19 protein-coding genes are annotated in these 23,505 nt (G+C 62.3%); 12 read left to right on the top strand and 7 right to left on the bottom strand.

Features of this window, described 5'->3' with window-relative positions:
* The first annotated feature begins 9 nt into the window (after positions 1 to 9).
* The gene (locus AC3WTO_RS01190) at positions 10 to 1,272 is read left to right on the top strand and encodes a glycerate kinase type-2 family protein (protein ID WP_492458851.1); all 1,263 of its coding nucleotides are present in this window, start codon (positions 10 to 12) and stop codon (positions 1,270 to 1,272) included.
* Positions 1,273 to 1,303: 31 nt separating this feature from the next.
* Here AC3WTO_RS01190 and AC3WTO_RS01195 read toward each other — a convergent pair whose 3' ends face one another.
* The 3 genes from AC3WTO_RS01195 to AC3WTO_RS01205 all read right to left on the bottom strand — a co-directional run bounded on the left by AC3WTO_RS01195 (position 1,304) and on the right by AC3WTO_RS01205 (position 4,773).
* Positions 1,304 to 2,692, bottom strand: coding sequence for a glutamine synthetase family protein (locus AC3WTO_RS01195; RefSeq protein ID WP_492458852.1), 1,389 nt, complete (start codon positions 2,690 to 2,692; stop codon positions 1,304 to 1,306).
* Between the two features lie 136 nt (positions 2,693 to 2,828).
* Complete coding sequence (locus tag AC3WTO_RS01200; protein WP_492458853.1) at positions 2,829 to 4,208, bottom strand: aspartate aminotransferase family protein; 1,380 nt, start codon at positions 4,206 to 4,208, stop codon at positions 2,829 to 2,831.
* A 133-nt stretch (positions 4,209 to 4,341) separates the two neighbouring features.
* Entirely contained in the window at positions 4,342 to 4,773 is a 432-nt protein-coding gene (locus AC3WTO_RS01205; protein ID WP_492458854.1) for a MarR family winged helix-turn-helix transcriptional regulator, read from the bottom strand.
* 74 nt (positions 4,774 to 4,847) lie between these two features.
* On the opposite strand from AC3WTO_RS01205, the gene AC3WTO_RS01210 reads away from it, so the two are divergent.
* Positions 4,848 to 5,294 carry a hypothetical protein gene (locus AC3WTO_RS01210; protein ID WP_492458855.1) on the top strand — a complete coding sequence of 149 codons (447 nt, stop codon included), beginning with the start codon at positions 4,848 to 4,850 and terminating at the stop codon, positions 5,292 to 5,294.
* A gap of 2 nt (positions 5,295 to 5,296) precedes the next feature.
* Here the strand turns inward: AC3WTO_RS01210 and AC3WTO_RS01215 are convergent, their stop codons facing one another.
* Together AC3WTO_RS01215 and AC3WTO_RS01220 are read right to left on the bottom strand one after the other, a co-directional pair.
* Entirely contained in the window at positions 5,297 to 6,271 is a 975-nt protein-coding gene (locus tag AC3WTO_RS01215; RefSeq protein ID WP_492458856.1) for a WD40 repeat domain-containing protein, read from the bottom strand.
* Positions 6,272 to 6,534: 263 nt separating this feature from the next.
* Positions 6,535 to 7,608 carry a CobW family GTP-binding protein gene (locus tag AC3WTO_RS01220; RefSeq protein ID WP_492458857.1) on the bottom strand — a complete coding sequence of 358 codons (1,074 nt, stop codon included), beginning with the start codon at positions 7,606 to 7,608 and terminating at the stop codon, positions 6,535 to 6,537.
* A 283-nt stretch (positions 7,609 to 7,891) separates the two neighbouring features.
* Here AC3WTO_RS01220 and AC3WTO_RS01225 point away from each other — a divergent pair, with 283 nt between their 5' ends.
* Positions 7,892 to 8,386, top strand: coding sequence for a MarR family winged helix-turn-helix transcriptional regulator (locus AC3WTO_RS01225; RefSeq protein WP_492458858.1), 495 nt, complete (start codon positions 7,892 to 7,894; stop codon positions 8,384 to 8,386).
* Positions 8,387 to 8,473: 87 nt separating this feature from the next.
* Here AC3WTO_RS01225 and AC3WTO_RS01230 read toward each other — a convergent pair whose 3' ends face one another.
* The gene (locus tag AC3WTO_RS01230) at positions 8,474 to 9,358 is read right to left on the bottom strand and encodes an AraC family transcriptional regulator (RefSeq protein WP_492458859.1); all 885 of its coding nucleotides are present in this window, start codon (positions 9,356 to 9,358) and stop codon (positions 8,474 to 8,476) included.
* A 35-nt stretch (positions 9,359 to 9,393) separates the two neighbouring features.
* Between AC3WTO_RS01230 and AC3WTO_RS01235 the strand changes: the two genes are divergently transcribed.
* The 5 genes from AC3WTO_RS01235 (at position 9,394) to AC3WTO_RS01255 (ending at position 15,796) form a co-directional block, all read left to right on the top strand.
* Positions 9,394 to 9,801, top strand: coding sequence for a DUF2000 family protein (locus AC3WTO_RS01235; RefSeq protein WP_492458860.1), 408 nt, complete (start codon positions 9,394 to 9,396; stop codon positions 9,799 to 9,801).
* Positions 9,802 to 9,984: 183 nt separating this feature from the next.
* Positions 9,985 to 10,869, top strand: coding sequence for a DMT family transporter (locus tag AC3WTO_RS01240; RefSeq protein ID WP_492460008.1), 885 nt, complete (start codon positions 9,985 to 9,987; stop codon positions 10,867 to 10,869).
* Between the two features lie 66 nt (positions 10,870 to 10,935).
* Positions 10,936 to 11,958 (top strand): LacI family DNA-binding transcriptional regulator, encoded by a 1,023-nt coding sequence (locus tag AC3WTO_RS01245; RefSeq protein WP_129410852.1) that lies wholly within the window; start codon positions 10,936 to 10,938, stop codon positions 11,956 to 11,958.
* Between the two features lie 272 nt (positions 11,959 to 12,230).
* The gene (locus AC3WTO_RS01250; protein WP_492458861.1) at positions 12,231 to 14,531 is read left to right on the top strand and encodes a TonB-dependent receptor; all 2,301 of its coding nucleotides are present in this window, start codon (positions 12,231 to 12,233) and stop codon (positions 14,529 to 14,531) included.
* A gap of 11 nt (positions 14,532 to 14,542) precedes the next feature.
* Positions 14,543 to 15,796, top strand: coding sequence for an MFS transporter (locus tag AC3WTO_RS01255; RefSeq protein ID WP_492458862.1), 1,254 nt, complete (start codon positions 14,543 to 14,545; stop codon positions 15,794 to 15,796).
* Between the two features lie 20 nt (positions 15,797 to 15,816).
* Here the strand turns inward: AC3WTO_RS01255 and AC3WTO_RS01260 are convergent, their stop codons facing one another.
* Positions 15,817 to 17,004 (bottom strand): MFS transporter, encoded by a 1,188-nt coding sequence (locus tag AC3WTO_RS01260; protein ID WP_492458863.1) that lies wholly within the window; start codon positions 17,002 to 17,004, stop codon positions 15,817 to 15,819.
* Between the two features lie 328 nt (positions 17,005 to 17,332).
* Here AC3WTO_RS01260 and AC3WTO_RS01265 point away from each other — a divergent pair, with 328 nt between their 5' ends.
* The 4 genes from AC3WTO_RS01265 to AC3WTO_RS01280 all read left to right on the top strand — a co-directional run bounded on the left by AC3WTO_RS01265 (position 17,333) and on the right by AC3WTO_RS01280 (position 23,193).
* Complete coding sequence (locus tag AC3WTO_RS01265; RefSeq protein ID WP_492458864.1) at positions 17,333 to 18,871, top strand: IucA/IucC family protein; 1,539 nt, start codon at positions 17,333 to 17,335, stop codon at positions 18,869 to 18,871.
* Positions 18,868 to 19,941 carry a GNAT family N-acetyltransferase gene (locus AC3WTO_RS01270; protein WP_492458865.1) on the top strand — a complete coding sequence of 358 codons (1,074 nt, stop codon included), beginning with the start codon at positions 18,868 to 18,870 and terminating at the stop codon, positions 19,939 to 19,941. Before AC3WTO_RS01265 ends, AC3WTO_RS01270 begins: the two co-directional genes overlap by 4 nt.
* Positions 19,938 to 21,755: an IucA/IucC family protein gene (locus AC3WTO_RS01275; RefSeq protein ID WP_492458866.1), complete on the top strand. Its 1,818-nt coding sequence runs from the start codon at positions 19,938 to 19,940 to the stop codon at positions 21,753 to 21,755. Before AC3WTO_RS01270 ends, AC3WTO_RS01275 begins: the two co-directional genes overlap by 4 nt.
* A 121-nt stretch (positions 21,756 to 21,876) precedes the next feature.
* A complete protein-coding gene (locus AC3WTO_RS01280; RefSeq protein ID WP_492458867.1) occupies positions 21,877 to 23,193 on the top strand; it encodes a lysine N(6)-hydroxylase/L-ornithine N(5)-oxygenase family protein in 1,317 nt (438 codons plus the stop codon).
* Positions 23,194 to 23,505: the final 312 nt, after the last annotated feature.

The following is a 23,505-nucleotide window of genomic DNA, read 5'->3' on the forward strand; positions in this document are numbered from 1 at the left end:
GGCTTCTCCATGACCCTCGATCCGAAGGCCTTCCTCACCGCGATCTTCGAGGCTGCCGTGGCCGCGGCGGATCCGGAACTGACGATCCGCAAGCATCTGCCGGCAAAACCCAAGGGCCGCACCATCGTCATCGGTGCAGGTAAGGGCTCGGCGCAGATGGCTGCGGCGTTTGAAAAGGTATGGGACGGACCGATCGAGGGGCTAATCGTCACACGTTACGGTTATGGCGCACCGACCAGACATCTGGAGGTGGTGGAGGCAGCGCATCCGGTTCCGGACGCTGCCGGCCTTGCCGCTGCGAAGCGTCTGCAGGAGATCGTCTCGGGTCTCAGCGAGGATGATCTGGTTGTCGCGCTGGTCTGCGGCGGCGGCTCGGCGCTGCTGCCCGCACCTGCCGGCAGTCTGACGCTGGCGGACGAGATCGCCGTCAATGAGGCACTGCTGGCTTCCGGCGCGCCGATCTCGGCCATGAACACGATCCGCAAGCACATTTCCACCATCAAGGGCGGGCGCCTGGCTGCCGCTGCCTGGCCGGCCAGGGTGGTGTCGCTGATCGTTTCCGACATTCCCGGCGACAATCCGGCACTCGTCGCTTCCGGGCCGACGGTTCCGGACGAGGCCGGCCGCACTGATGCGCTCGCCGCCATCAACGCCTATGGCATGAAACTGCCGGATGCGGTGATGGCGCACATCAACTCGCCTGCTTCCGAAGCGCCGCGTCCAGACGATGCGAAGTTCAGCCGCAACGAGGTCCATGTCATCGCATCCGCCGCCGTCTCGCTGGAGGCCGCGGCTGCGGAGGCAAAGCGCCAGGGTGTCGAGGCGGTCATCCTCTCAGATGCGCTGGAAGGCGAAGCGCGAGAGGTCGGTTCGGTGCATGCCGCCATCGGCCGCGAGGTCGCTGCGCGCAACCGGCCCTTCAAGAAGCCGGTTCTGATCCTGTCCGGCGGCGAAACCACGGTGACGCTGCGCGCCAAGGGCAAGGGCGGACGCAATTCGGAATTCCTGCTGGCCTTTGCCATCGGCATCGACGGCGTTGAAGGCATCGAAGCCCTCGCTGCCGACACTGACGGTATCGATGGTTCGGAAGACAATGCCGGCGCATTCTGCAATGCCTCCACCGTGACGCGCATGCGAGCGGCCGGGGTTGATGCCAAGGCGATGCTCGCCGGCAACAATGCCTGGACCGCCTTCAACGCAATAAACGACCTGTTCGTTCCGGGCCCGACCGGCACGAACGTCAACGATCTGAGGGCGATCCTGGTGCGCTAGCTCTGCCCTGATGGAAGGGCAGGGCTAGGCGTCAAACCTCGTGCAGATAGAGGTGATAGTCGAGTTCGCTTACCGTGCGGGCGACACGCAGATATTCCGCCCATTTGATCTCGACGAAGGTCCTGTGCAGGTCCGGGCCGAGCGCGCTCTTCAGGAAGGTTGAGCTACGCGCCGCGTCGATGGCGGCGCGCCAGTCGATCGGCATCCTGTTCTTCGCCTCGCCGGCGGCCTCATAGCCATTGCCGGTTACTTCCGGACCTGGATGGAGCTTTTCCTCGATGCCCTTGGCAACGCCGGCCAGGATGGTCGCGGCGACCAGATAGGGATTGGCATCGACACCGGAGGGCCGGTGTTCGATACGGCGGTTCTTGGCATCGCCTGCCGGCACGCGCAAAGCAACGGAACGGTTGTTCACACCCCATGTCGGCGCCACCGGGGCGTAGGACTGCGAAACGAACCGGCGCCAGGAATTGGCATGCGGGGCAAACACCAGCATGGACTCGGCCATCGTCTCGGCAAGCCCGCCGAGTGCGTTGAGCAGCAGCGGCGACCATGTGCCGGGCGTGGCCTCGGTGAAGACGTTCTTGCCGGCGGCATCCAGCAGCGAGACATGGAAATGCATGCCGGAACCGGCATATTTTTCGATCGGCTTGGCCATGAAGCAGGCCGTCACGCCATGGCGGCGCGCCTGCATGCGCACCACCCGCTTCAGCAGGATGAGATCATCGGCGGCGCGCATCACATCCTTGCGGTAGTTCAGCGTCAGCTCGTATTGGCCCGGCGCATATTCCGAGATCACCGTTTCGGCAGGGATGCCTTGCGCCTTGGCGGCCGCGTAGATGTCGGAAAACAGCGGCTCCATGCCATGCAAATGGTCGACGGAATAGACCTCCGTCTTGCCGCTGCGGCGGCCGTCGAGAACGGCATTGGCCGGCTGCACCTTGCCGTCGGCGTCACGCTCGTTGCTGAGCAGGAAGAATTCGAGTTCGAAGGCGCCGGCCGGATGCAGGCCCTTGGCGGCCAGTGCCTCAACCTGGCGAGCCAGCGCATGGCGCGGGTCCGAGGTCATCGGCTCGCCGTCGAGATGGTACATCGCCATCAGGACCTGGCCGCGCGGCGGATTGGTCCCGTGCAAGGGCACCAGCGTGCCGGGGATCGGCCAGGCGCGCAGGTCACCGTCGCCAGAGTCCCAGATCAGGCCGGTTTCGTGGACATCCTCGCCGGTAATGTCGAGGCCGAGGATGGAGATCGGCATATGGCGGCCGTTTTCATAGACGCCGGCAAGTTCATGGCGGCGCAGGATCTTGCCGCGTCCGACGCCATTCGCGTCAGTCAGGATGATGTCGAAGGCTTCGATTTCAGGATGGGCATCAAGGAAAGCCGTGGCCTCGGCAGGCGTCGAGCCGGAAGGAGAAGTCATGATTGCACTCTGAAGGATAGAGCATTTTGTAGCCAAGTGGAATCACTTGGCGTTACAAGAATGCGGCGAAAACAAAAACTTGGAGCGTTTCCGCGTTTCCGTGAAAAACGGAAACGCTCTAGTTGTCTGGCTTGTCTCATGCCGCGAGCCTGGCGGCAACATCGGTGAAGGCGGCGATCAGCCGTTTCACCTGTGCCGCCGTGGTGACCGGCGAGATAAGCATCATGTTGTGGAACGGAGCGATCAGCACTCCGCGATTGACCAGCGCGACATGTACGGCCGCTTCCAGTTCCGGTGCATGCGCGCCTTCCGCTTCCGCGCCATTGCCAAGCGGGCCAGGTGCACAGATGAACTCGACACGGGCGCCGACACGCATGACATGCCAGGGCAGGCGATGCCGTTTTATGGCAGCCGCCAGTCCGGCGGCGAGTTTGCCCGCCAGCCGTTCCATATGGGCGTAGTTCTCTGCCGTCATCACCTCTTCCAGCGTGGCGCGCATGGTGGCGAATTGCAGCGGATTTGCCGACAGCGTCGTGCCCATTCCGGAATAGCCGGGCTCCTTGCCGCGGTTGTAGGCGGCGTAACGCGAGGCGGTATCCTCGCTCATGCCCCACACGCTCGCCGGCACGCCGCCGGCCACCGGTTTGCCGAGCACGAACAGGTCGGGCTCGAGACCGTGGGTCCTGGTGTAGCCGCCGCGGCCGGTCGAAATCGTGTGCGTCTCGTCGATCAGCAGCAGCGTGCCCGTCTCGCGGGTGAGACGCCTGAGCGCTTCATGGAAGCCGGGTTCCGGCAGCACCATGCAGGAATTGGTCAGCACCGGCTCGGTAATGACGCAGGCCACGTCCTTTGCCTTCAGTGCCGCTTCCAACGCCGGCAGGTCGTTGAACTCGACGATCTTGGTGCGTTGGGTCAGGTCGCGGAACTCGCCGGCAAGCCCAGGCCGGTTGATCGGCTTGCCATCCTTCAGACGCACCATCGTCTCGTCGACCGAGCCATGGTAGGCGCCATTGAAGACGAGAATCTTGTCGCGGCCGGTCACGGCGCGGGCGACGCGCAGCGCGAAACGGTTGGCGTCCGTCGCGGTGGTGGCGATCTGCCAGTAGGGCAGGCCGAAAAGCTCCTGCAGCAGCGTACCGACGGCAAGCGCATCTTCTGACGGAAGCATATAGGTGAGGCCACGACCGGCCTGCTTGCGGATGGCGCGGGCAACCGGCGCCGGCGAATGGCCGAACATCGAGCCGGTGTCGCCAAGGCAGAAGTCGTCGAGCTGATTGCCGTCGACGTCAGTGATGGTGGCGCGTCGGGCGCTTTCGACCAGGATCGCGAACGGCGTCGGCCAATCGGTCATCCAGTGCATCGGCACGCCGTCGAAATAGCCGGCGATGCCATTGCCTGTGCGGGCCAGCGATTTCGGACGCGCTTTTCGGAAGACCTCCGCTTCTGCTGCCCGCAGTTGGGCGATGCGTCCGGCTTCAATGCCGCCGATGATGTTCGAACTCTTGCCTACGCTCATTCACTCCCCCTGTTGGCGCGGACGCACTCTAAGCAAATGCGATCGACGACCGCAATCCGTCGCGTGAAAAAGTCTATTGGTTCAACGCATCTGTTGCGAATTCAGAGTGAAAAACTGGAATGACCATGGCGAATTAGTCGTCATGCATGGCGCTTATGGCGCGACGCATCAGTGCCAGGAACATTTCCTTCTCCTGATCGCTGAAATCGGCCAGCGCGGTCGCGTTCTGGTCGCGGGCGGCATCGGTGGCCGGATCGCGGAGCCGTTTTGACTTTTCCGTCAGATGAATTGACTGCGAACGGCCGTCGATCGGGTTGGATCGTCGTTCGATGAGCCCATCGCGTTCCATGCGCGTCAGCGTGTTGGCCATCGTCGCCTGCTCGACATCGAGGCGGCGCACCAGTTCGCTTTGGGTCAATCCGTCCTGGTCCCACAGGGCAAGCAACGTCATGAACTGCGCCGGCGCCAGGCCAAGGGGGCCGATGCGCTTTTGCAAGCCCTTGGCGAACAGGCGTGCCATCTGGTTGGCGAGGAAGCCGGCCGAACGTTCTTTCTGGAATTTCATGGCGCAGGAATAGCTATTGAATAGCATGCTATGCAATGGTATATAGCATGCTATTCAAATTACGAGAGATCGCGATGAAAGCGAAGATTCACGCGGCGGCTGGTGCCGTCGCGCTGCTCGTCGTTGCCTGTTTCTGGCTGTCCACGGTGATGGCTGAACTGTCCGGCAGCATGGTCGCTGTCGCAGCCGTGAAATCCGGCATACTGACCGGCATGCTGGTGCTCATTCCGGCCATGGCTCTGGCCGGAGCTTCCGGTTTTTTGCTGGGCAAAGGCTGGAAGAGCCCTGCCGTCCAGCGCAAGAAGCGCCGCATGCGCTTCATCGCCGCCAACGGCCTGCTGATCCTGTTGCCGTCGGCCTACATGCTTGCGAACTGGGCGGAGCAGGGCCGTTTTGATGCTGCCTTCATCGCCGTTCAGGCGCTTGAACTCGCGGCTGGGGCGGCAAACATCATCCTGTTGTCCCTCAACATGCGTGACGGGATGGCGCTGCGTCGCAGGGGCAGTCCACGTGCCGCTTGAGATCAGGCGGTGATGTCGATGATGCCGCAATCGCCGACGGCACTGCCGAAGGCCAGCCGACGCTCGGCCTTGTCCCAGGTCAATGCAGTGATCGCGCCCTTGCCGGGGCGGCGCAACATCACTTCCTTGGCGTCCTGGAAGCGGGAGGCGATGACCATGCCGTCTTCGTAACCGATCGCGACCACATCTTCACTCGGGTGGCAGGCGACCGCGGTGACCATCGTGTTGCCGCGCGTGCCGAGTTCCAGCGGTGCCTTGCCCATTGGGCCATCCTTGGCCTGGAACGGCCAGACGATCGCCGCCGGTGCGCCGGAACTTGCCAGCCATTTGCCTTTTGCGCTCCACGACAGGCTCTTCACCTTGGCGGGGTAGCCGGACATGCGCATATGCTTGGCATCGGCCAGCTTCCAGCCATGCAGCGCGTTCTCCTGCATGGTGGTGACCAGGAAATTGCCGTCCGGCGAGAAGGTGACGCCGGTATGTGCGCCGGCCCATTCCAGCTCGGTCGGTTTGCCGTCGGTGGCCGGGAAATGCAGCGTCGCACCGTTGTAGCGGGCAACGGCGATACGCATGCCGCGCGGCGCGAAAGCCAGGCCTTCAACGGTGCGCGGGTGCTGGAATTCCTTGACCTTGCCATCCTTGAAACGGACGAAAGCGCTCTTGCCCGCGCCATAAGCGATCGCTTCCTGCGGACCGGCAGCGATGCTGGTGATCCACTTGCGGCCGGCTGCGGCCAGTTCTTCGACAACGCCCTCCGGTTTGACGGAAAACACCTTGCCGTCTTCGCCGGCGGTGATCAGCCGGCTGTTGGCTTCGTCATAGACGGCAGCAAGCAGCCCGTCATTGGCCTGCACTGTCTTGTGGCCATTGTCCAACCTGTGCACCGCGCCGTCGGCGAATGCAAAATACGGCACATCGTTGAGGAAGACCGCGGCGATGCAATGGCCGTCGATATCAAGCGGAGCGACTGTGGGCATTGGGCAGAAATTCCATGCGCGATTTTGGATAGGCCATCAAGAGAACAGCCCCTCATCAGCTAAAAGCCGGTGAGGGGCTTACTCGACCTTGCCGGTCCAGGCAAGAAAAGTGCGATCACGGCACGCTTGTGCCAGCATGCATGTCAGCTACCACTTGTCGCGCGCAACCGCGCGCCGCCCGTTGGCCCGTTAGCCAAGCGACCCGGATGGGCCGCGCCGGCGACTGAGGCGTCCCGGATGTAGCTACATCCAGGACCTCCAAACTAAGCCACCTGGCAGGCGTCGAAGCTCGACTTCAGGCGTTCGGCGTCGAGCTTGCGGCCGATGAACACCAGCCGGCTCTCATGCTTCTCGCCATCCTTCCAGGCGCGCTGATGATCGCCTTCGATGATCATGTGCACGCCCTGCAGCACATAGCGGTCTGGATCATCCTTCAATGCGATGATGCCTTTCAGGCGCAGGATGTTCGGCCCTTCCATCTGCGTGATCTTCTCGATCCACGGGAAGAACTTCTTCGGGTCCATCTCACCGCCGCGCAGCGAAACCGACTGCACCGTCACATCATGGATAGGCGAGGCGTGGTGATGGTGGTGATCATGGTCATGGTGGTGATGATCATGATCGTGATGATGATGGTCGTGATCGCAATCCGGGCCGCATTCATGATCGTGGTCGTGATCATGCGCTTCCAGGAAATGCGGATCGTTCTCCAGCGCGCGCTTGAGATCGAAAGCGCCGCGGTCGAGCACCTCGGTGAGCGCCACACCCGACCGCTGCGTGCGATGGATCCGGGCCGATGGGTTGATGGCGCGGATGGTCGCTTCGACCGCTGCCAGTTCTTCCGGCGTGACCAGGTCGGTCTTGTTCAGAACGACCACATCGGCGAAGGCGATCTGGTCTTCGGCCTCCTTGGAGTCCTTCAGGCGCAGCGGCAGATGCTTGGCGTCGACGAGCGCCACGACAGCGTCCAGCTTGGTCTTGGAGCGGACGTCTTCGTCCATGAAGAAGGTCTGGGCGACCGGCGCCGGATCGGCGAGACCGGTGGTCTCGACCAGGATGGCGTCGAAGCGGCCGGGGCGGCGCATCAGGCCTTCCACCGTGCGGATCAGGTCGCCGCGCACCGTGCAGCAGACGCAGCCATTGTTCATCTCGTAGATCTCCTCGTCGGACTCGACGATCAGATCATTGTCGATACCGATCTCGCCGAATTCATTGACGATCACGGCGTAACGTTTGCCATGGTTTTCGGAGAGGATGCGGTTGAGCAGCGTCGTCTTGCCCGCGCCGAGATAGCCGGTCAGCACGGTTACGGGAATCTGCGTCTGTGTCTCGCTCATGTTGGGGCCTCGAAGGGAAATTTCCATCCATATAGGACGTCGTTCCCGCTTTTGCACCTGCCAAACCGCTGATCCAGACAGGTCTGCTGTCATTCGTCAGGCAGCATTTTGCGATGCAATAATGTTTTGTCATCTAACTGAAATAATGATCTGTCATTAGCCACGGCGAATGTTGCGTGGCTTGCCGGCAAAGCGGTTCATTGGCCGGCCTCTTTGAACACTCATTGCCAATCCGAGCGCCACGGCTATTGTGCCGTTTCAGGCGCGGTCCAGGAGACTGACCATGGCCAAGGCTGACAAAAGTGCAACGATGAGCCGGCTGCATTCCGCGGCCAGATTGGCAAGAACGGCACTTGCCGCCCGATTGCTGACACACGGCTTTTATGCCGGGCAGGACCAGATCATGCTGGCGCTGAGCCGTGAAGACGGCCAGACGCCCGGCACGCTGGCCGATCGCCTGGGCGTTCGCCCGCCCACGATCACCAAGACGATCAACAGGCTGCAGGCTCAGGGGTTCCTGGAGAAGCGCGCTTCCAATGCCGATGCTCGCCAGGCACATATCTTCCTGACCGATTCCGGCCGTGAGACCATCCACGCCATCGAGAAGTCGGTGAAGAAGACCGAGAAGCAGGCGCTGCGGGGGCTCGACAAGAAAGACCAGAAGACGCTGTTCAAATTGCTCGCCCGCATTGAGGCGAACCTGTCGGATGAAGAGATCGTGCTCGCCGACGAGGACGAGGACGAACAGGAAGTCCGCCCCGTCGCGGTTGCCGTCTAGAGCATTTTGTAGCCAAGTGGAATCACTTGGCGTTACAAGAATGCGGCGAAAACAAAAACTTAGAGCATTTCCGCGTTCGCGGTTATTCTAGGCCGCCGTCAGAATTTCGGCTGGCCTCTCGCCACGGATCAGGGTCGACCAGCGCCCCGGCGTCAGGCCGAAAGCCTTCTTGAACTGGCGATTGAAATGGCTCTGGTCGGCGAAGCCCGCTGCCGCGGCGATCTCTGCCAGCGGCGTGCCGACTGCCATCATTCTCTTTGCCTGCTCCAGCCGGCGCATCACCAGGAAGCGATGCGGGCTGGTGGAAAAAGCGGCGCGGAAATGGCGTGACAGCGCGTAGCGGTCGAGGCCGGTAACCGCCTCCAGTTCCTCCGATCGCACCAGGTCCGAAGCATTGTCTTTCAGGTAGTCACGGGCAAGGTTCACGGCACGCCAGGCCGTCTTGCCCAGCGGTTTAGCCGCCTGGTTTGCATGGCACTGCATGAAGCCGGCAAGCTCGGCAATGAAATCGTCGACGAACAGCTCATCCAGTTCCTGGTCGAGTTCACCGAGCGCGCTGGCCAGCGTGGTGCGGAAGCTTTCGTCGTCGACAATGCCTGCCGGCACGAAGGGAAGCGGCGCGCCACCCATCGCATCGGCCAGCAGCGACGGCTCCAGATAAAGCATGCGGTAGCGCAGGCCCTTCTCCGTACCAGCGCCTCCATCATGCACTTCGTCGGGATGCAGCACGATCAACTGGCCAGGAAGGCTGTGCCGCACGGCACCGCGATAGTGAAAGCTCTGCACGCCGGAAAGCGTGACGCCGATCGCATAGGTGTCATGGCGATGCGGGTCGAAAACCGGGCCGTGGAACCACGCCTCGATGCGTTCAAGGCCTGCGGCACCCGGTGCCTGCACGATGCGGTCGCCGCTGTCGTTTGCGCACAAACGTCCAAGACCCTGGAAGGCCTCGGCGGCTAGATCGGTGGACATCATCTCATTCATCGCAACCAATATAGGAAGCTGCCATGTTCGATACGAAATTTACAGTCGTTCTGAGGGAAGATCTCGCCGTCTGGCAGAAACTCAACGTGACTGCATTCCTGAGCACGGGCGTTGCCGCGCAGTTCCCGGACATGATCGGCGAACCCTATCGCGATCGCACCGGCAATCTTTACAACGCGCTCTCCATCCAGCCGGTCATCGTGCTGTCGGCCGATCAGGCGACATTGTCCACGATCCATCGCCGTTCGTTGGAGCGGGACATCACAGTGTCGCTTTATGTCGAGGAGATGTTCTCGACTGGCTTCGATGCGCTCAATCGCGAGACCTTTGCCCAGTTCGCACCGGACGATGCCAAGGTTGTCGGTATCGCGCTGAGGGCGGACAAGAAGACCGTCGACAAGATCACCAAGGGCGCTCGCATGCACGCCTGAACGGACAAAGCCCGAGCGGAACCGCGCGAGGCGTAAAATTCCAAGGTGGATGACATCTTTTGTGTTGCTGCCGGACGCCTCTTCCCGCACAAGCGGACAAGATCATTTTCATGACCCTTTGCCGCAGTGAACCAGCCAAACAGACAGGATGATATCGCGACGCCGCCGGCGGCGATCGCCTACATGCTGTCTGTCTATGTGGTGTTCTCTTTCCTTGACACCTCGATCAAGTACCTCGTCCTTGCCGGTCTGGCGCCGCTGTTCATTGCCTGGGCACGCTTCACCGTCCATGTCGTTCTGGTCGTCGGATTGTACCGGGCGTGGCAGGGCATCGGGCGCTTCCGGCCAGTCAATCTCAAGGCCCACATCCTGCGCGGCATGCTGCTGGCGGGTTCCACGCTCTGCAACATCGTCGCATTGCGCACGCTGCAACTGGCCGAGACGACGTCGATCTATTTCTTCGGTCCGATGGTGATCACCGCACTGGCCGGGCCACTGCTTGGCGAATGGGCCGGCTGGCGACGCTGGCTGGCGATCCTGGTCGGTTTCATCGGAGTGCTTGTGATCACCCGCCCGGGCGTCGGAGCGTTCGGCATCGGCCACCTGTTCGCGCTTGCCTCGATGCTCTCCAATTCGCTTTATGTGATCATGACGCGGCGCATGGCCTCTACCGAGACGCCGGAAAGCCTGATCTTCTATTCGGCACTGGCGCCGGCCGTCATCCTGTCGCCGACACTGTTCTTTTCCCCCACTCTGCCGACGGATGCCTGGCATTGGATGATCCTGCTGCTGCTCGGCGTGTTTGGCGGCTGCAGCCATTGGCTGCTGATCCGCGCCTACAAGCTGGCAACCGCCACTGCGCTGGCGCCATACCCCTATTCGCAGATGGTCTGGATGATCGGGTTCGGCTATTTCATCTTTGGCCAATTTCCTGATGGCTGGACGCTCGCCGGCGCTGCCATCATCGTCGGCAGCGGGCTCTACATCCTGCACCGTGAACATCGGTTGCGTGTGCGCAACAAGGCAGCTCTGGATGCCGAAACCGGCGAGCTGGCAAAAAAGCTTTGATTTGCCGTCGTTCGATGGCATAAGCCGCATTTAAACAGTTTAAATCGCGAGCGGGAGCCCAGAGCGCTGGCACAGAAGATCAAGCTTTCGACCATTGCCGATGCACTCGGCGTTTCCACGGCCACTGTTTCCCTGGCGCTGCGTGACAGCCCGCTGGTGGCGGGCTCGACCCGTGAGAAGATCAAGGAACATGCCCGCGAGATCGGGTATATCTATAACCGTCGTGCCGCTTCGTTGCGCACTTCGCGTTCCGGCATCGTCGGCGTTGTCGTGCACGACATCATGAACCCGTTCTACGCTGAGATACTGCGCTCCATCGAGCACGAACTGGATCGCAGCCGGCAGACCTTCCTGCTCTCCAATCACTACGACCAGCTCGACAAGCAGCGGACCTTCATCGACACGCTTCTGCAGCTTGGCGCCGATGGCGTGATCATGTCGCCGGCGATCGACACGCCGGCTTCCGACATCATCATGGCCGAAGAAAACGGGCTGCCGGCGGTGCTGATCGCCCGCGATGTCGACGGGGCGCATGTGCCGGTGTTCCGCGGCGACGACGCCTACGGGACCGCGCTCGCCACCAACCATCTCATCTCGCTTGGCCATAAACGCATTGCCATGGTCGGCGGCACCGATCAGACCTCGACCGGCCGCGACCGCTATCAGGGTTATGTCAACGCCATGGAGGCCGCGGGGCTTGAAGTCATGCCGTCCTGGCGCGTGCCGGGACCGCGTACCAAGCAGGGTGGCTTCGAGGCTGCAGCGCAATTCCTGGCGCTGAAGGACAAGCCGACCGCCGCCTGCTGCTGGAACGATCTCGTCGCTATCGGCCTGATGAATGGCATCGCACGAGCCGGCCTCGTGCCGGGCGTCGATATCTCGGTGACCGGCTACGACGATCTCGAGGAAGCGCAGATCGCAACGCCGGCCTTGACCACTGTGTGGAATGGCCAGCGCGAAGTCGGCCGCCGTGCCGCAAGCGCGTTGCTGGACAAGCTGAACGGCCAGACCGTGCGCCCCTCGCAGGAACTGATCAAGCCTGAGTTGCATGTCCGCCAATCGACCGGCCGTCCGGTGGAGCGCCGCTGAAATTACAGCGGTGATTTTGCCGGCCCGGTAGGCAGACCCCCCTTATTCCGCGAGCATTCCAGCCGCATGTGGTCACGCATCGGCTGCAGACGGCTGTCTGCCCCAACGTCATGAAAACCCTGCTGTGTGCCCTTGATGCCGCACTGCAACATCTCATCGCGAAAACTTGACTGTTTTTGTAGTCTTCAAACTTGACTCGTTTAGTTAAGTTATTTAGGCGCGCTTCAGAGGGCCGCGAGAGGGCATGCCGGCTCCGCAATCTGGGGGTGTAAATGCAGAAGCTTGTCGTGGTGTCGTTGCTGTCTTCCTCGATCCTGGCCGGGCCGGCCCTTGCGCAGAATGCGCGGAAACAGGTGCCTGCGCAGGATGCGCAAAAACCGGCAGCTGCGCAGGACGCGCAAAAGCCGGCAGCCACCAGCGCAACGATGCTCGACAAGATCATCATCACCGGGCGTGACGACCGCTCGATCTCGAGCGTCGCGCAGTCGGTGCAGGTAATCGACCGGGATGCCATCGGCACGGCGGTGGGGCAGGGCGAAAACGCCTCCGACCTGATTGCTCGTGTGGTGCCGGGCTATGCGCCGCGAAATGAGACCATTTCAGGCGCTTCGGAAACCTTCCGCGGCCGCAGTGTGCTGATCATGGTCGATGGCGTGCCGCGCAACACGCCGCTCCGCGACGTCTCGCGTATTCTCGCCACCATCGACCTCGACATCGTCGAACGCGTGGAAATCATCAATGGTGCCTCCAGCCTCTACGGGGCCGGCGCCACCGGCGGTACCATCAACTTCATCACCAAGCGCGGCACCAGCGATACGCCGAAGGTTACGGTGCGCACCGGTGTCACCGCCTTCACCGAAAATTTCGGCAAGTCGGCGGCGCCGAGCGGCAACGTCCAGGTCGAGGGCCGCAGCGGCGACTTCGACTATTTCGCGTCCGCGTCGGGCAATTTCAGCCGCCGCACTTATGATGGTCATGGCAACGAAATGGCCTCCGACGCCATGCTGGGACAGGGCGGCGGCGATCGCACCGGTTGGGGCGATCTTTCCGGCGTGGTCGGCTACGAGAATGGTTCCAAGCGTATCGAACTCAGCGCCGACTGGACCTATGCACGCCAGAAGCCGGACTGGTTCACGGACTATCTGAGCAACCCGGTCAAGCCGAGCTTCTCCGACGCCTACACCGGCGAGCCTCTGGTCGAGGACTCCAAATATCTCGCCGCCAAATTCACCGACAGCGACTTTCTGTTCGGCAAGCTTGAAGTGAAGGCGTTCTACAACGACATCTTCAAGCAGTCGCCCTTCACCAAATTCTCCCGGGTCAACTCGCAGGTCTATCTTCCGACCAATCCGGCGCGGCCGACCCTTTTGCCGATAAACCGCGACCCGACGGCGTCCTTCAACCAGACGGCGCTCGATGTGCAGCGCTCGGGCCTCAACGTCACCGTCAACACGCCCGTCGATTTCATTACACAGGGCAGCACGCTGACCTGGGGCTTCGACTTCACGCATGACCAGACCGGCCAGACCCTCCTGAATGGCCAGGATGCCATTGCACCGTCGTCGCAGAATTCCGTCGCTGCCTTCGCCCAGGCCGAGGTCCCGGTCACCGAACGCTTCCGCCTGCAAGGTGGGGTGCGTTTTGACCAGTTCTATCTCGACGTCGCCAACTTCAAGCGACCGGCCGCTGCGGTGCTGGTTGGGTCGAACCTCGTCGGGCTGCCAGCGATCGACGTCATCGGCGGCTCCTTCGACTACAACGCCGCCACGTTCAACGCCGGCGCTGTCTTCGATGTCACCCAGGAACTGCAGGCCTTCGGCAATTTCTCGCAGGGCTTCAGCCTGACCGACATCGGCGGCTTTACCCGCCGCGCCGGCCTCAACACCAACGCCGAGACCTGCGATGCCTATGGCACCAGCATCCGGCCGCTGCTGCCCTGCACCAATGCGCCCGACTATCGCATCAGCTATGCCGACATCGCGCCGGAGCCACAGGTCGTCAACACCTGGGAAGGTGGTCTGCGTGGCGACTGGGGCAATGTCCGCGCCGGCGCCAGCGCCTACCTGTCGACCTCCGACAATGGCGTCAATTACGACATCGCCGCCAACCGCGTTTCGCAACAGAAGGAGCGAATCTGGGGCTTCGAAGCCAACGCAGAATACGATGTCAGCGCGATGTTCACGCTGGGTGGCTCGGTCGGCTACGTCGAGGGCAAATACGACGCCAACCGGGACGGCAAGATCGGCTCCGACGAATATCTGCCCAACAATCGCATCCCCACCACCTACAAGGGACTGGCCTATGTCGTCACGCATTTCGATGACAACCTGACGCTGCGCACCGAATTGGAGATGTTCTCCGGCCGCGACCGCATCGCCACCCAGAAGCTGGACGGTGCGGTTCTCGCCAACATCGGTGTGACCAAGAAGTTCGCCGGCGGCCAGGAGCTCAACTTCGGCGTACGCAACGTCTTCAACACCTACTACGTCAACCCGACTGCTTCCGCGACGCGTGGCGCGGATGTCCCGGGTCTTGGCCGCACCATCGCGGCGTCCTTCAAGGTCACCTTCTAGGGAACGGCGGCATGAGCGCGGCGGAATTCCCGAAACCCCAGGAAAACCGCTCGCGGTTCAGGCTCTTTGCCGTGCTCGGCGGTCTCTATCTGGCGCAGGGTATCCCATCCTACCTGTTCGCGGCAGCGATCCCCCCGATCCTGCGCGAACAGGGCGTGTCCCGCTCGGCCATCGGCATGCTGTCCCTGCTGATGTTGCCGCTGGTGCTCAAATTCCTGTGGGCGCCGCTGATCGATCGTTATCGCCCGTTCGCCCACGCGCACCGGGCCAGCTGGGTCGTCATCACTCAGCTCGGCATCATCGTGGCGCTGTTCGGCATGCTGGCCATTGCGCCGACGGATGTCTGGGCGATCTTTTCGATCGGCTTCTTCGTGGCGATATTGCTGTCGACGCAGGACATCGCCACCGACGGCTACGCCGCGAAATATCTCGATCCTGCGGACAGGCCGATCGGCAATGCCATCCAGGGCGGTTCGGTGGCACTTGGCGTCGTCATCGGCGGCACGCTGGGGTTGATCCTCTATCACCGTTACGGCTGGGACGTCACGATCACCACGATCGCGGTGCTGTCCTTCATTCCGCTGGCTGCTGCGTTCGCCATGCGCGAGACGGATCCTGCCGCTGAAAACCAGGCGGCCCTGACCAGACCCTCCATCCGCAATTTCCTGGCGCGGCCCGAAGCGCGCAGGATCCTGTGGATCGCACTGGTCTACCGCGCCAGCGAGGGACTGGTGAAATCGATGGAGGGCGCTTATCTCGTCGATGCTGGCGTGCCGCTCGACTGGATCGGCTATCTCTCCGGCGGTGCCGCCGTCACCGTCGGCCTTGGCGGCTCCTTCGTTGCGGCCTTGCTCCTGCGCAAATACGGATCGGCCTCTGTCCTGGCGCTGCTCGGTGGGCTGCGCACCATCTGCTTTGCCATCTTCATGCTGCATGCCTTCGCGCTGCTCTCAGGTGCTACGCCGATCTTCGGTGCGTCCTTCCTGCAGACGATGGTGCGCTATATGGAGATCGTCGCGCTCTACAGCCTGTTCATGTCGGTGACCTCGTCGGAACAGCCCGGCACCGATTTCACCATTCTCTCCTGCGCTCAGCTCATCGTCTATCTGGTCGGCTCCATGCTCGCCGGCAAACTGGCTGACCTGCTGGGTTACGGTCCGCTGTTTGCGCTGGCGACGGCGATCTCCGCAATTGCCGTGGTCATGACCTACGGCATGCTGCGCAGCGCTGCTGCCGCGGAGCGCCCGGCGGAGGCTATTTCATGACGAGGCGCGGGCCGGTGTCTTCACCGTTGCGTTTGGTCACGTCTTTCGAGCGTGGCGGCAATCGCGGCGGCGGCAAGAGCCAGGCCTGCGCAGCTTGCCAGCGGCAGTTCCGCTGCGAGCCGAAAGGCGAAGCCGCCCAGCAAGGCACCGGCCGTCTGGCCGATTATGTGGGCGCTCGACAGCCAGCCGGCGGCGGCGCTTTGTTCGTGGGTGTCCACACGTCCCGCAAGCCAGGCTGTGTAGGCGGGCGTTGCCAGCGCCGTGCCGAAGCCGGTCGCGGCCAGGGCAAGCGCCGCAAGGCCATAGCCGTCGGCAATCGTGAGACCGGCCATTCCAGATACGATCAGGCCGATGCCAGCGAGGATGCCGCTGCGCTCGTTCCAGTGCAGCCTGGGCAAGACAAGCGTCTGCACCGCGATCATGGTGACCGCCACCAGCGCGAGCGCGATGCCGGTCGCGCTCACCGCCTGGGTCGGGTTGAGACCAAGCTTCCACTGCAGCAGCGGTCCGAGCATGATCTGCACCTGACCGAAACCGGCTGTCATGCAGGCGCCGATCAGCAGCAACGGCAGGATACGCTTGTCGAATGGCGAAAGCCTGGCCGCTTTGGTTCCTGTGTCAGTCGGTGCAGCTTTGCCGCCCGGTACCAGCCACAGCAGGAGCGGAGCCAGAGCAAACAGGGCGACGGTGACCTGCGAGGCAATCACGGCGGCGGCGCCGGCCAGCGAACCTGCGAGCCGACCGAAATTGAGACCGGCACTCAGCAGGCCGAAGGCCGCTTGCCTGCGAGCGGTTTCGACAGTGCCGGCCAGCCAGCCCTGGGCGGTGGGCATCACACCCGCAGCAGCAAAACCGTAGATCAGGCGCGAGACGATCAGTCCGGCGATTGCGAAGGTGTAGGCCGTTGGTCCCGCCGACAACTGGATCACCAGCAATGCCTGGGCGCCCAGCATCGCCAGCGCCAGCAGCCGGATCATGCGGCCATGCCCGATGCGATTGCCGGCGCTGCCCCACAGTGGTGCGCCGACAAGGAAGGCGAATGTTCCGGCGGCCACGGCCAGACCGAGGTCGAAGGTCGTCAGCTGCAGCCGGGCCATCACGAGCGGCACCAGCACGACAAAGGCCGATTGGCCGAAACCGATCGACATGGCGCCGAGCGCCAGTCGGCGCGTCAGCTTTGTTTCTCCAGGAGGGGTTTGGGAGGTCATGGCAGGTATGGGTGGCGTTCTTCGGACGTCATGCATGCTCAATTTCACAATAAATATATTATTGCAACCGCTGCGAGTTAAAACGATGGACACAATTACTTATGTAGAAGATAGAAGTAATACTGCGCCATCCGTCGATAGATTATTGAATTCTATTATTCGGGAGTGGAGTGGATGCCGCTTCGATCGCGCCGAAAATTATGGCGCCATCCAGAGTGGAAAAGAGGTTGTTGTCCTTGATCTTCCAGCGAGCGGTGCGGTTGTTGTCGCGCCGCTGCGTCATCGTTCGTGTGTCGGCTATCACGGTTTCGAAGGCCGGCTATGGCTTGTGACCGATCGCAGGCTTGTCGAGATCGAACTCTTCGATGTTCTCGCCATGCTGATGCGCGAGGACGATATTCGTGGTCGTTCCAGCAGCGCCAGCCGGCTCAACCTGCAACGACGGGCAGCCGCAAGTGTCGCGGCGGTTGCACAGACCGCTGCGGTGCGCGGGGCCGTCAGACCGTTTGCTGACGGCGTGCCGGATTTCATCGAGGCGGAAAGCGCGCTGCGTTTCGGTCACGCCGTTCACCCCACGCCGATGAGCCGTGATGAGTTTTCCGAGGAAGATTCGCGCCGCTTCGCTCACGAATATGGCGGCGCCTTCCAACTGCATTGGTGGGCCGTGCATCCGCAGGTTTTCGCCTGCGGCAGTGCCGAACCGCATGACATCGCCGAAATGGTGCCCGCCCTTGCCGGCGATGATGCAGTCTCACTTGCGGAGAAAGCCGAAGGGTCGCAACTCTTTCCGATGCACCCCTGGCAGGCTTCCCGGCTGATGCTGGCGCCGGCCGTGCAGCGCCTTTTCGCGGCTGGCCTCGTGCGTGATCTCGGTCTCGGCGGCCCGCTATGGCGCGCGACGACGTCGCTGCGCACCATCCATTCGGCAGATAGTGCCTGGATGCTGAAATTCTCGCTCGACCTCAAGCTCACCAATTCGCGCAGGGTCATCGAACGGCACGAATGCGACCGTGGGCTTTCGGTGCACAGCCTGGTCAAAGGCACGTTGGGCGAGAAGCTGAGAGCTGTCTGTCCGACACTGACGGTGCTGGGTGAACCGGCGTGGATGGCGTTGCGCGATGGCCCCGACGGTGCAGTGCTCACCAGCACGATCGTGTCTTTCCGCGAGAACCCGTTCCTGCGCGACGGTGCTCCGAAGGCCGCCGTATTGGGCGCTTTGTGCGAGCGTCACCCGGGGCTGGCGGAAAGCCATCTTTCGGACCTTGTCAGGCTGGTTGCGAAGAATGAAGGCCTGGAGCCTTCCGTTGTCGCGGAGTGCTGGTTTGAACGCTTCCTCGATACGGCGATCGAACCTTTCTTCCTGGCCTTCTCGGAATTCGGGCTGTTGTTCGGCGCCCATCAGCAGAACCTCGTCGTCGGACTGAACGACGGCTGGCCCAGCCATCTCTATTTCCGCGACTGCCAGGGCACCGGCTATGTGCGCGAGTTCCTGCCGATGCTGCGCACGCACCTGCCTTCTGCCGGCGGCAGGGGCGATCATATCTTCGACGCCGAAGCGGCGGCGCGCCTGTTTGGCTACTATCTCGTCATTAACGGGGTCTTCGCCGTCGTTTCGGCGCTCGCCGATGCCGGCCTGTCCAGTGAAGAGGCGCTGCTCGCACGCTTCCGCCTGCTTCTGGAACGGCTCGCCGCGCGGGGCCCCGGCAATCCGGCCTGTCTCGACTATCTGCTCAATTCTCCCACGCTCGGCAGCAAGGGCAATTTCCTGTTTTCGTTGAAGAACACCAACGAGAACACCGAAGTGACCGACCCGCTTGCCGGTTACGTCCCGATGTCCAACCCGCTTTTCACGAGGAAGCCCGCATGAACATCCAATTGAGAGAAAAGCCCGACCGAACAGATGGCATCCTTGCCGTCAGCAAACATTTCCTGGCCTCGGACGACGGCGCGTTCGAAGTCCGCTTCGATGGCAGCAAACTGACCCTGATGTCTCCTGCCGGTGTCCGGATCGCGCAGGCGGCGCTGATCCGGCATCAGGCGGATCTGCTGCTTGATGATGTTGCCTTCGAGGCTGGCAGGCAGGATCAACCGCAAATGCTCGCGGCGCTCGCGGATGCGGTCTTCTGTCGTTTTCCAGAGGCTGGGCGGATCCTGCTGCCACCGGTCGAGGAAAGCTGGTCGGTGAGTGCGTTGGCGACAGCGCGCACCGCAGAACCTGTCGCCGGCAAGTCGCGCACGGTTCTCAACCGCTCTGTGCTGCGACAATTGCCGCTGCTCTGGCGCAAGCAGGCGTCGCATCTGACCTATCCTGCCGTCGAGACCTCGATCGGCCCTGCCGATCGGCTGCCGCCGCTGCGTTCGCCACGCCCCAATGGCGTCATGTATGAGCGCTGGCTGCCCGATCTCGATGTTACCCTGTCGTTCCGGCCGATTGACCGGAGAACCGACCTGGACCTGTTCCATGAATGGATGAATGACGGACGCGTCTCGTTCTTCTGGGAACTGGCGCAGAGCCGGGAAGAACTGGACGGCTATCTCGCAGCCCAGGAACAGGATCCGCATATTTTTGGCGTCATTGCCAGCCTGGACGGCGAGCCGAGCGGCTATCTCGAATTCTACTGGGGCAAGGAAGACCGCCTCGGACCTTACTACGAGCCGACCGACTATGATCGCGGCTGGCATGGGCTTATCGGCAACAAGCGGCATCTCGGCCGGCCAAAGACGCTGGCGCTGTTCCGTTCTGTGACCCACTACCTGTTCCTCGACGATCCGCGTACGCAGCGGATCGTCGGCGAGCCGCGGGCGTCGAACCACAAGATGCTGAGCTATTGTGCTGATGCCGCCTACGACAAGGTCAAGGAGTTCGACTTCCCGCACAAACGCGCGATGTTCGTCTGCTGCCAACGCGAGCGCTTCTTCAGCGAGGTGCCGCTGTGAGTGGGCCAGCACTCGGACCTTTGCCCAAGGGGCGAGCCGTCACCGCTCAGCTGTGGCGTCGCGCCAACCAGGCCATTCTGGCGCGCGCCATCTCGGAACTGATCTATGAGGAGGTGCTGACGGTTCGGCCGCTGGACGCGGCTGGCCGGCATTGGGAAGTGCCGCTCGGCGATGATGTTGCCTATCGCTTCGAAGCCGTGCGCCGCATCTGGGGGCAATTGTCCATAGACCCGGAAACGCTGGTGCGGGCCGCGGGTGATGGCGAGATGCCGGCAGAAGATGCGGTTGCCTTCTTCGTCGATGCGCGCGCCGTGCTCGAGATCTCCGCTCCCACGCTGAGCACCTATGCCAAGGAACTCTACAACACCCTGATGGCCGATATGCGCATCCTCGCACAGCGTGAGGCGTTCAGCGCCTTCGACCTCGCCAGATTGCCGGACCTCGACCTGCAGCGTTTGCTTGACGGTCACCCTAAGGCGCCGGCGAACAAGGGGCGTATCGGTTGGGGGCTCGAGGCTTTCGAGACCTATTCGCCCGAATTCGTGTCCGAGTTCCAGCTGTTCTGGATTGCTGCGGACCGCACGCAGTTACGCTTTTCGACCGATCGCGATGTGACCGAAGGTGCTCTGCTCGACGCGGCTCTCAACCGGACCGAACGGGCGCGCCTCGAAACCGCTCGCGATGCCGCCGGCGCATCCGCGGAGACGCATTTGCTTGTTCCCGTCCACCCCTGGCAGTGGCAGGCCATGCTTGCCGCAACCTACGCCGGCGAGGTTGCTGCCGGGCGCATCGTACCGCTCGGACAGTTCGGTGACTTTTTCGCCGCCCAGCAATCCCTGCGCACTTTGGCCAATGTCTCACGGCCCGAGGCGCTGCATGTGAAGCTGCCGCTTACCGTGCTCAACACCTCTGCCTGGCGCGGCGTGCCTGGGAAATACATGGATATCGGCCCGCTGCTGTCGCGCTGGCTGGCCGATACTGCGGCCGCTGACCCGGTGCTGAAGCCGGCTCTTGTACTCAGCGAAGTGGCGGGCGCCTTTTATCCGCACCCTCAGTTCGAACGCATCGAGGCTGTGCCTTACCAGCACCTTGAAATGTTGGGCGCGATCTGGCGCGAGAGCCCGCTTCAGCATCTGCCGAAGGGCCGGCGGCCGATGATGATGGGCGCGCTCACGCAAACCGACGTGCAGGGCCGCCCTGTCATCAGCGCCCTGATCGAGCTCTCCGGCCTTGGCCACGAGGCCTGGCTGCAGCGCCTGTTCTCCAGCGTCTTCGTGCCGCTCTATCATTTCCTGTGTCGGTACGGCGTGGGTTTCATCGCCCATGGCCAGAACGTCACCATCATCCTCGAAGGCGATGTGCCGGTCGGTGTCGCGGTCAAGGACTTCCAGGGTGATCTCGACCTGGTCGATGCCGATTTCCCGGAACTCGCCACACTCGACCCAGCGGTTCGCGCCACATTGAAACAGCGCCCGCCGGCACATCTGCTGCAGCATCTGCAGACCGGCCATGTTGCCAGCGTGCTGCGCTTCGTTTCGGCTGCGCTGGCTGATTTCGACGGGCTCGACGAGGCGGTTTTCTACCGCGTGCTCGCCGACTGCGTGCTGTCCTATCAGGCGCAGCATCCGGAACTGGCGGAGCGTTTCCACCAGTTCGATCTGCTCCTGCCGAAAATGCCACGCATCGCCATCAACAAGGTGCGTTTTGCCATCGGCTATGGCGACGCCGGCGAGCGGCCGGTTCCCGCTCTCGGTACCGAACTCGACAACCCTCTCCATATCGGCCTGTCGACAGGCCGAGACAAAGCGGCATGACTAGAGCGTTTCCGTTTTTCACGGAAACGCGGAAACGCTCTAAGTTTTTGTTTTCGTCGCATTTTTGTAACGCCAAGTGATCCCGCTTGGCTACAAAATGCTCTAAACCACGGAGCTGTCCATGACTTCCCCAGTCCTCGACCTCGCAGGTATCGGCATCGGCCCATTTCATTTGAGCCTTGCCGCGCATCTCGATGCGATCCCCTCGGCCAACGTACAATTCTTCGACGACAAACCAGCCTTCGACTGGCATCCGGGCATGATGCTGGAGGGCGTGGAACTGCAGACATCCTTCATGAAGGACCTGGTGACGGCCACATTGCCGACCAGCCCGTGGAGTTTCGCCAGCTACCTCGTCTCGCAGAAGCGGTTCTATGAGTTCCTCAACGCCGATTTCGATGCGATTCCGCGTCGCGAATTCGCCCGCTATCTTTCATGGGTCGCTGCAGGTCTCGACAATCTCCGCTTCGAGCGACCCGTGCGCGAGGTTCGTTTCGAGGAAGGGGCCTTTCATATTCGCTTCGACGGTGAAACGCAGCGGGCGCACAATCTGTCGCTGGGCGTTGGGCTGAAGCCGAACATACCCAACTGGGGTCAAGCCCTGTTGGGCGACACCTGCTTCCACACCAGTCAGGCTGCCTATCGGCTGGGCGGGCTGGACGGACGGCGTATCGTCGTCATCGGCGGCGGCCAGAGCGGCGCCGAAATCATGCAGCATCTGCTGTCGCAGCCGGAAGCGGCGGATCAGTCGATTGCCTGGATCAGCCGTCGGCAGAATTTCCAGACGCTGGATGATTCTCCCTTCACGGACGAATTCTTCACCCCGCAATATGTCGAGCGGTTCCATGCACTGCCGCGCTCGCGCAAGCAGCCGACGGTGGCACAGCAGAAACTGGCGGGCGATGGCATTTCGGCTTCGACGCTGCGGGCCATCTACCAGAAGAGTTATGCACTGCGTCACCTGTCCGGCAAGAAACACGATCTGGCCTTCCTGCCGCACCGCGAGGTTCTCGACCTGCGCCATGAAGGCGGCGAATTCCGCCTCGTCATGCGCAACGGTTTCGACGGCAGCGTGGAGATGGTGAGTGCGGACGCTGTCGTGCTTGCCACCGGTTATGTCTTCACCGTGCCGGAATTCCTGGCGCCGCTCGGCGAACGGCTCGATCTCGACGAACGCGGCCTTTACAAACTGCGCGAGGATTTTTCCGTGGAATGGGAAGGTCCGGAGGCTGTGCGCATCTTTGCGCTCAATGCCGGCCGCCACAGCCATGGCATCGCCGAACCGCAGCTCAGTCTGATGGCGTGGCGCAGTGCTGTCATCGTCAATGCCTTGCTGGGCCGCGAGCATTTCGATCTGGCCCTTCGGCCATCGGCAGTGAAATGGGTAAGCGATTCTGCGGAGGCACTGTCTCAGATGGTGCAGGGCTCCGCGCTGTAGGAACGCGGTTGCAGCAAGAGTGGCCGCCGTCGCAGGCGGCCTATAGCGATTGGACAAGCGCTTGCCTCGCAAGCGCTTGTTTTATTTTGATTTTCTCAATCGGTGTCCGAAGCGGCGGCGCGCGCACCTGCCGCTAGTGCATGTGTGCTAATGGCCGCCGTACTCCTCAAAAGGCTAGATCGCCCCGTTGCGGTTTGAGCGTGGTCGTCGGGCGGGCGGGCTTTGACGGTCATGCTTCGTTGTTCGGCGACGAACGCTTTGCACTTAATGAGGGACGTGTCTTGATCGGAAATACGATCGGAAAATCAGGCG

The organism is Mesorhizobium sp. EU05-FHT14A09 (genome assembly GCF_058790995.1).

Bases quoted from the DNA above. Each gene is read 5' to 3' on its own strand.
- AC3WTO_RS01190 (WP_492458851.1), top strand. From the start codon at position 10: ATGACCCTCGATCCGAAGGCCTTCCTCACCGCGATCTTCGAGGCTGCC.
- AC3WTO_RS01195 (WP_492458852.1), bottom strand. From the start codon at position 2,692: ATGACTTCTCCTTCCGGCTCGACGCCTGCCGAGGCCACGGCTTTCCTT.
- AC3WTO_RS01200 (WP_492458853.1), bottom strand. From the start codon at position 4,208: ATGAGCGTAGGCAAGAGTTCGAACATCATCGGCGGCATTGAAGCCGGA.
- AC3WTO_RS01205 (WP_492458854.1), bottom strand. From the start codon at position 4,773: ATGAAATTCCAGAAAGAACGTTCGGCCGGCTTCCTCGCCAACCAGATG.
- AC3WTO_RS01210 (WP_492458855.1), top strand. From the start codon at position 4,848: ATGAAAGCGAAGATTCACGCGGCGGCTGGTGCCGTCGCGCTGCTCGTC.
- AC3WTO_RS01215 (WP_492458856.1), bottom strand. From the start codon at position 6,271: ATGCCCACAGTCGCTCCGCTTGATATCGACGGCCATTGCATCGCCGCG.
- AC3WTO_RS01220 (WP_492458857.1), bottom strand. From the start codon at position 7,608: ATGAGCGAGACACAGACGCAGATTCCCGTAACCGTGCTGACCGGCTAT.
- AC3WTO_RS01225 (WP_492458858.1), top strand. From the start codon at position 7,892: ATGGCCAAGGCTGACAAAAGTGCAACGATGAGCCGGCTGCATTCCGCG.
- AC3WTO_RS01230 (WP_492458859.1), bottom strand. From the start codon at position 9,358: ATGTCCACCGATCTAGCCGCCGAGGCCTTCCAGGGTCTTGGACGTTTG.
- AC3WTO_RS01235 (WP_492458860.1), top strand. From the start codon at position 9,394: ATGTTCGATACGAAATTTACAGTCGTTCTGAGGGAAGATCTCGCCGTC.
- AC3WTO_RS01240 (WP_492460008.1), top strand. From the start codon at position 9,985: ATGCTGTCTGTCTATGTGGTGTTCTCTTTCCTTGACACCTCGATCAAG.
- AC3WTO_RS01250 (WP_492458861.1), top strand. From the start codon at position 12,231: ATGCAGAAGCTTGTCGTGGTGTCGTTGCTGTCTTCCTCGATCCTGGCC.
- AC3WTO_RS01255 (WP_492458862.1), top strand. From the start codon at position 14,543: ATGAGCGCGGCGGAATTCCCGAAACCCCAGGAAAACCGCTCGCGGTTC.
- AC3WTO_RS01260 (WP_492458863.1), bottom strand. From the start codon at position 17,004: ATGACCTCCCAAACCCCTCCTGGAGAAACAAAGCTGACGCGCCGACTG.
- AC3WTO_RS01270 (WP_492458865.1), top strand. From the start codon at position 18,868: ATGAACATCCAATTGAGAGAAAAGCCCGACCGAACAGATGGCATCCTT.
- AC3WTO_RS01280 (WP_492458867.1), top strand. From the start codon at position 21,877: ATGACTTCCCCAGTCCTCGACCTCGCAGGTATCGGCATCGGCCCATTT.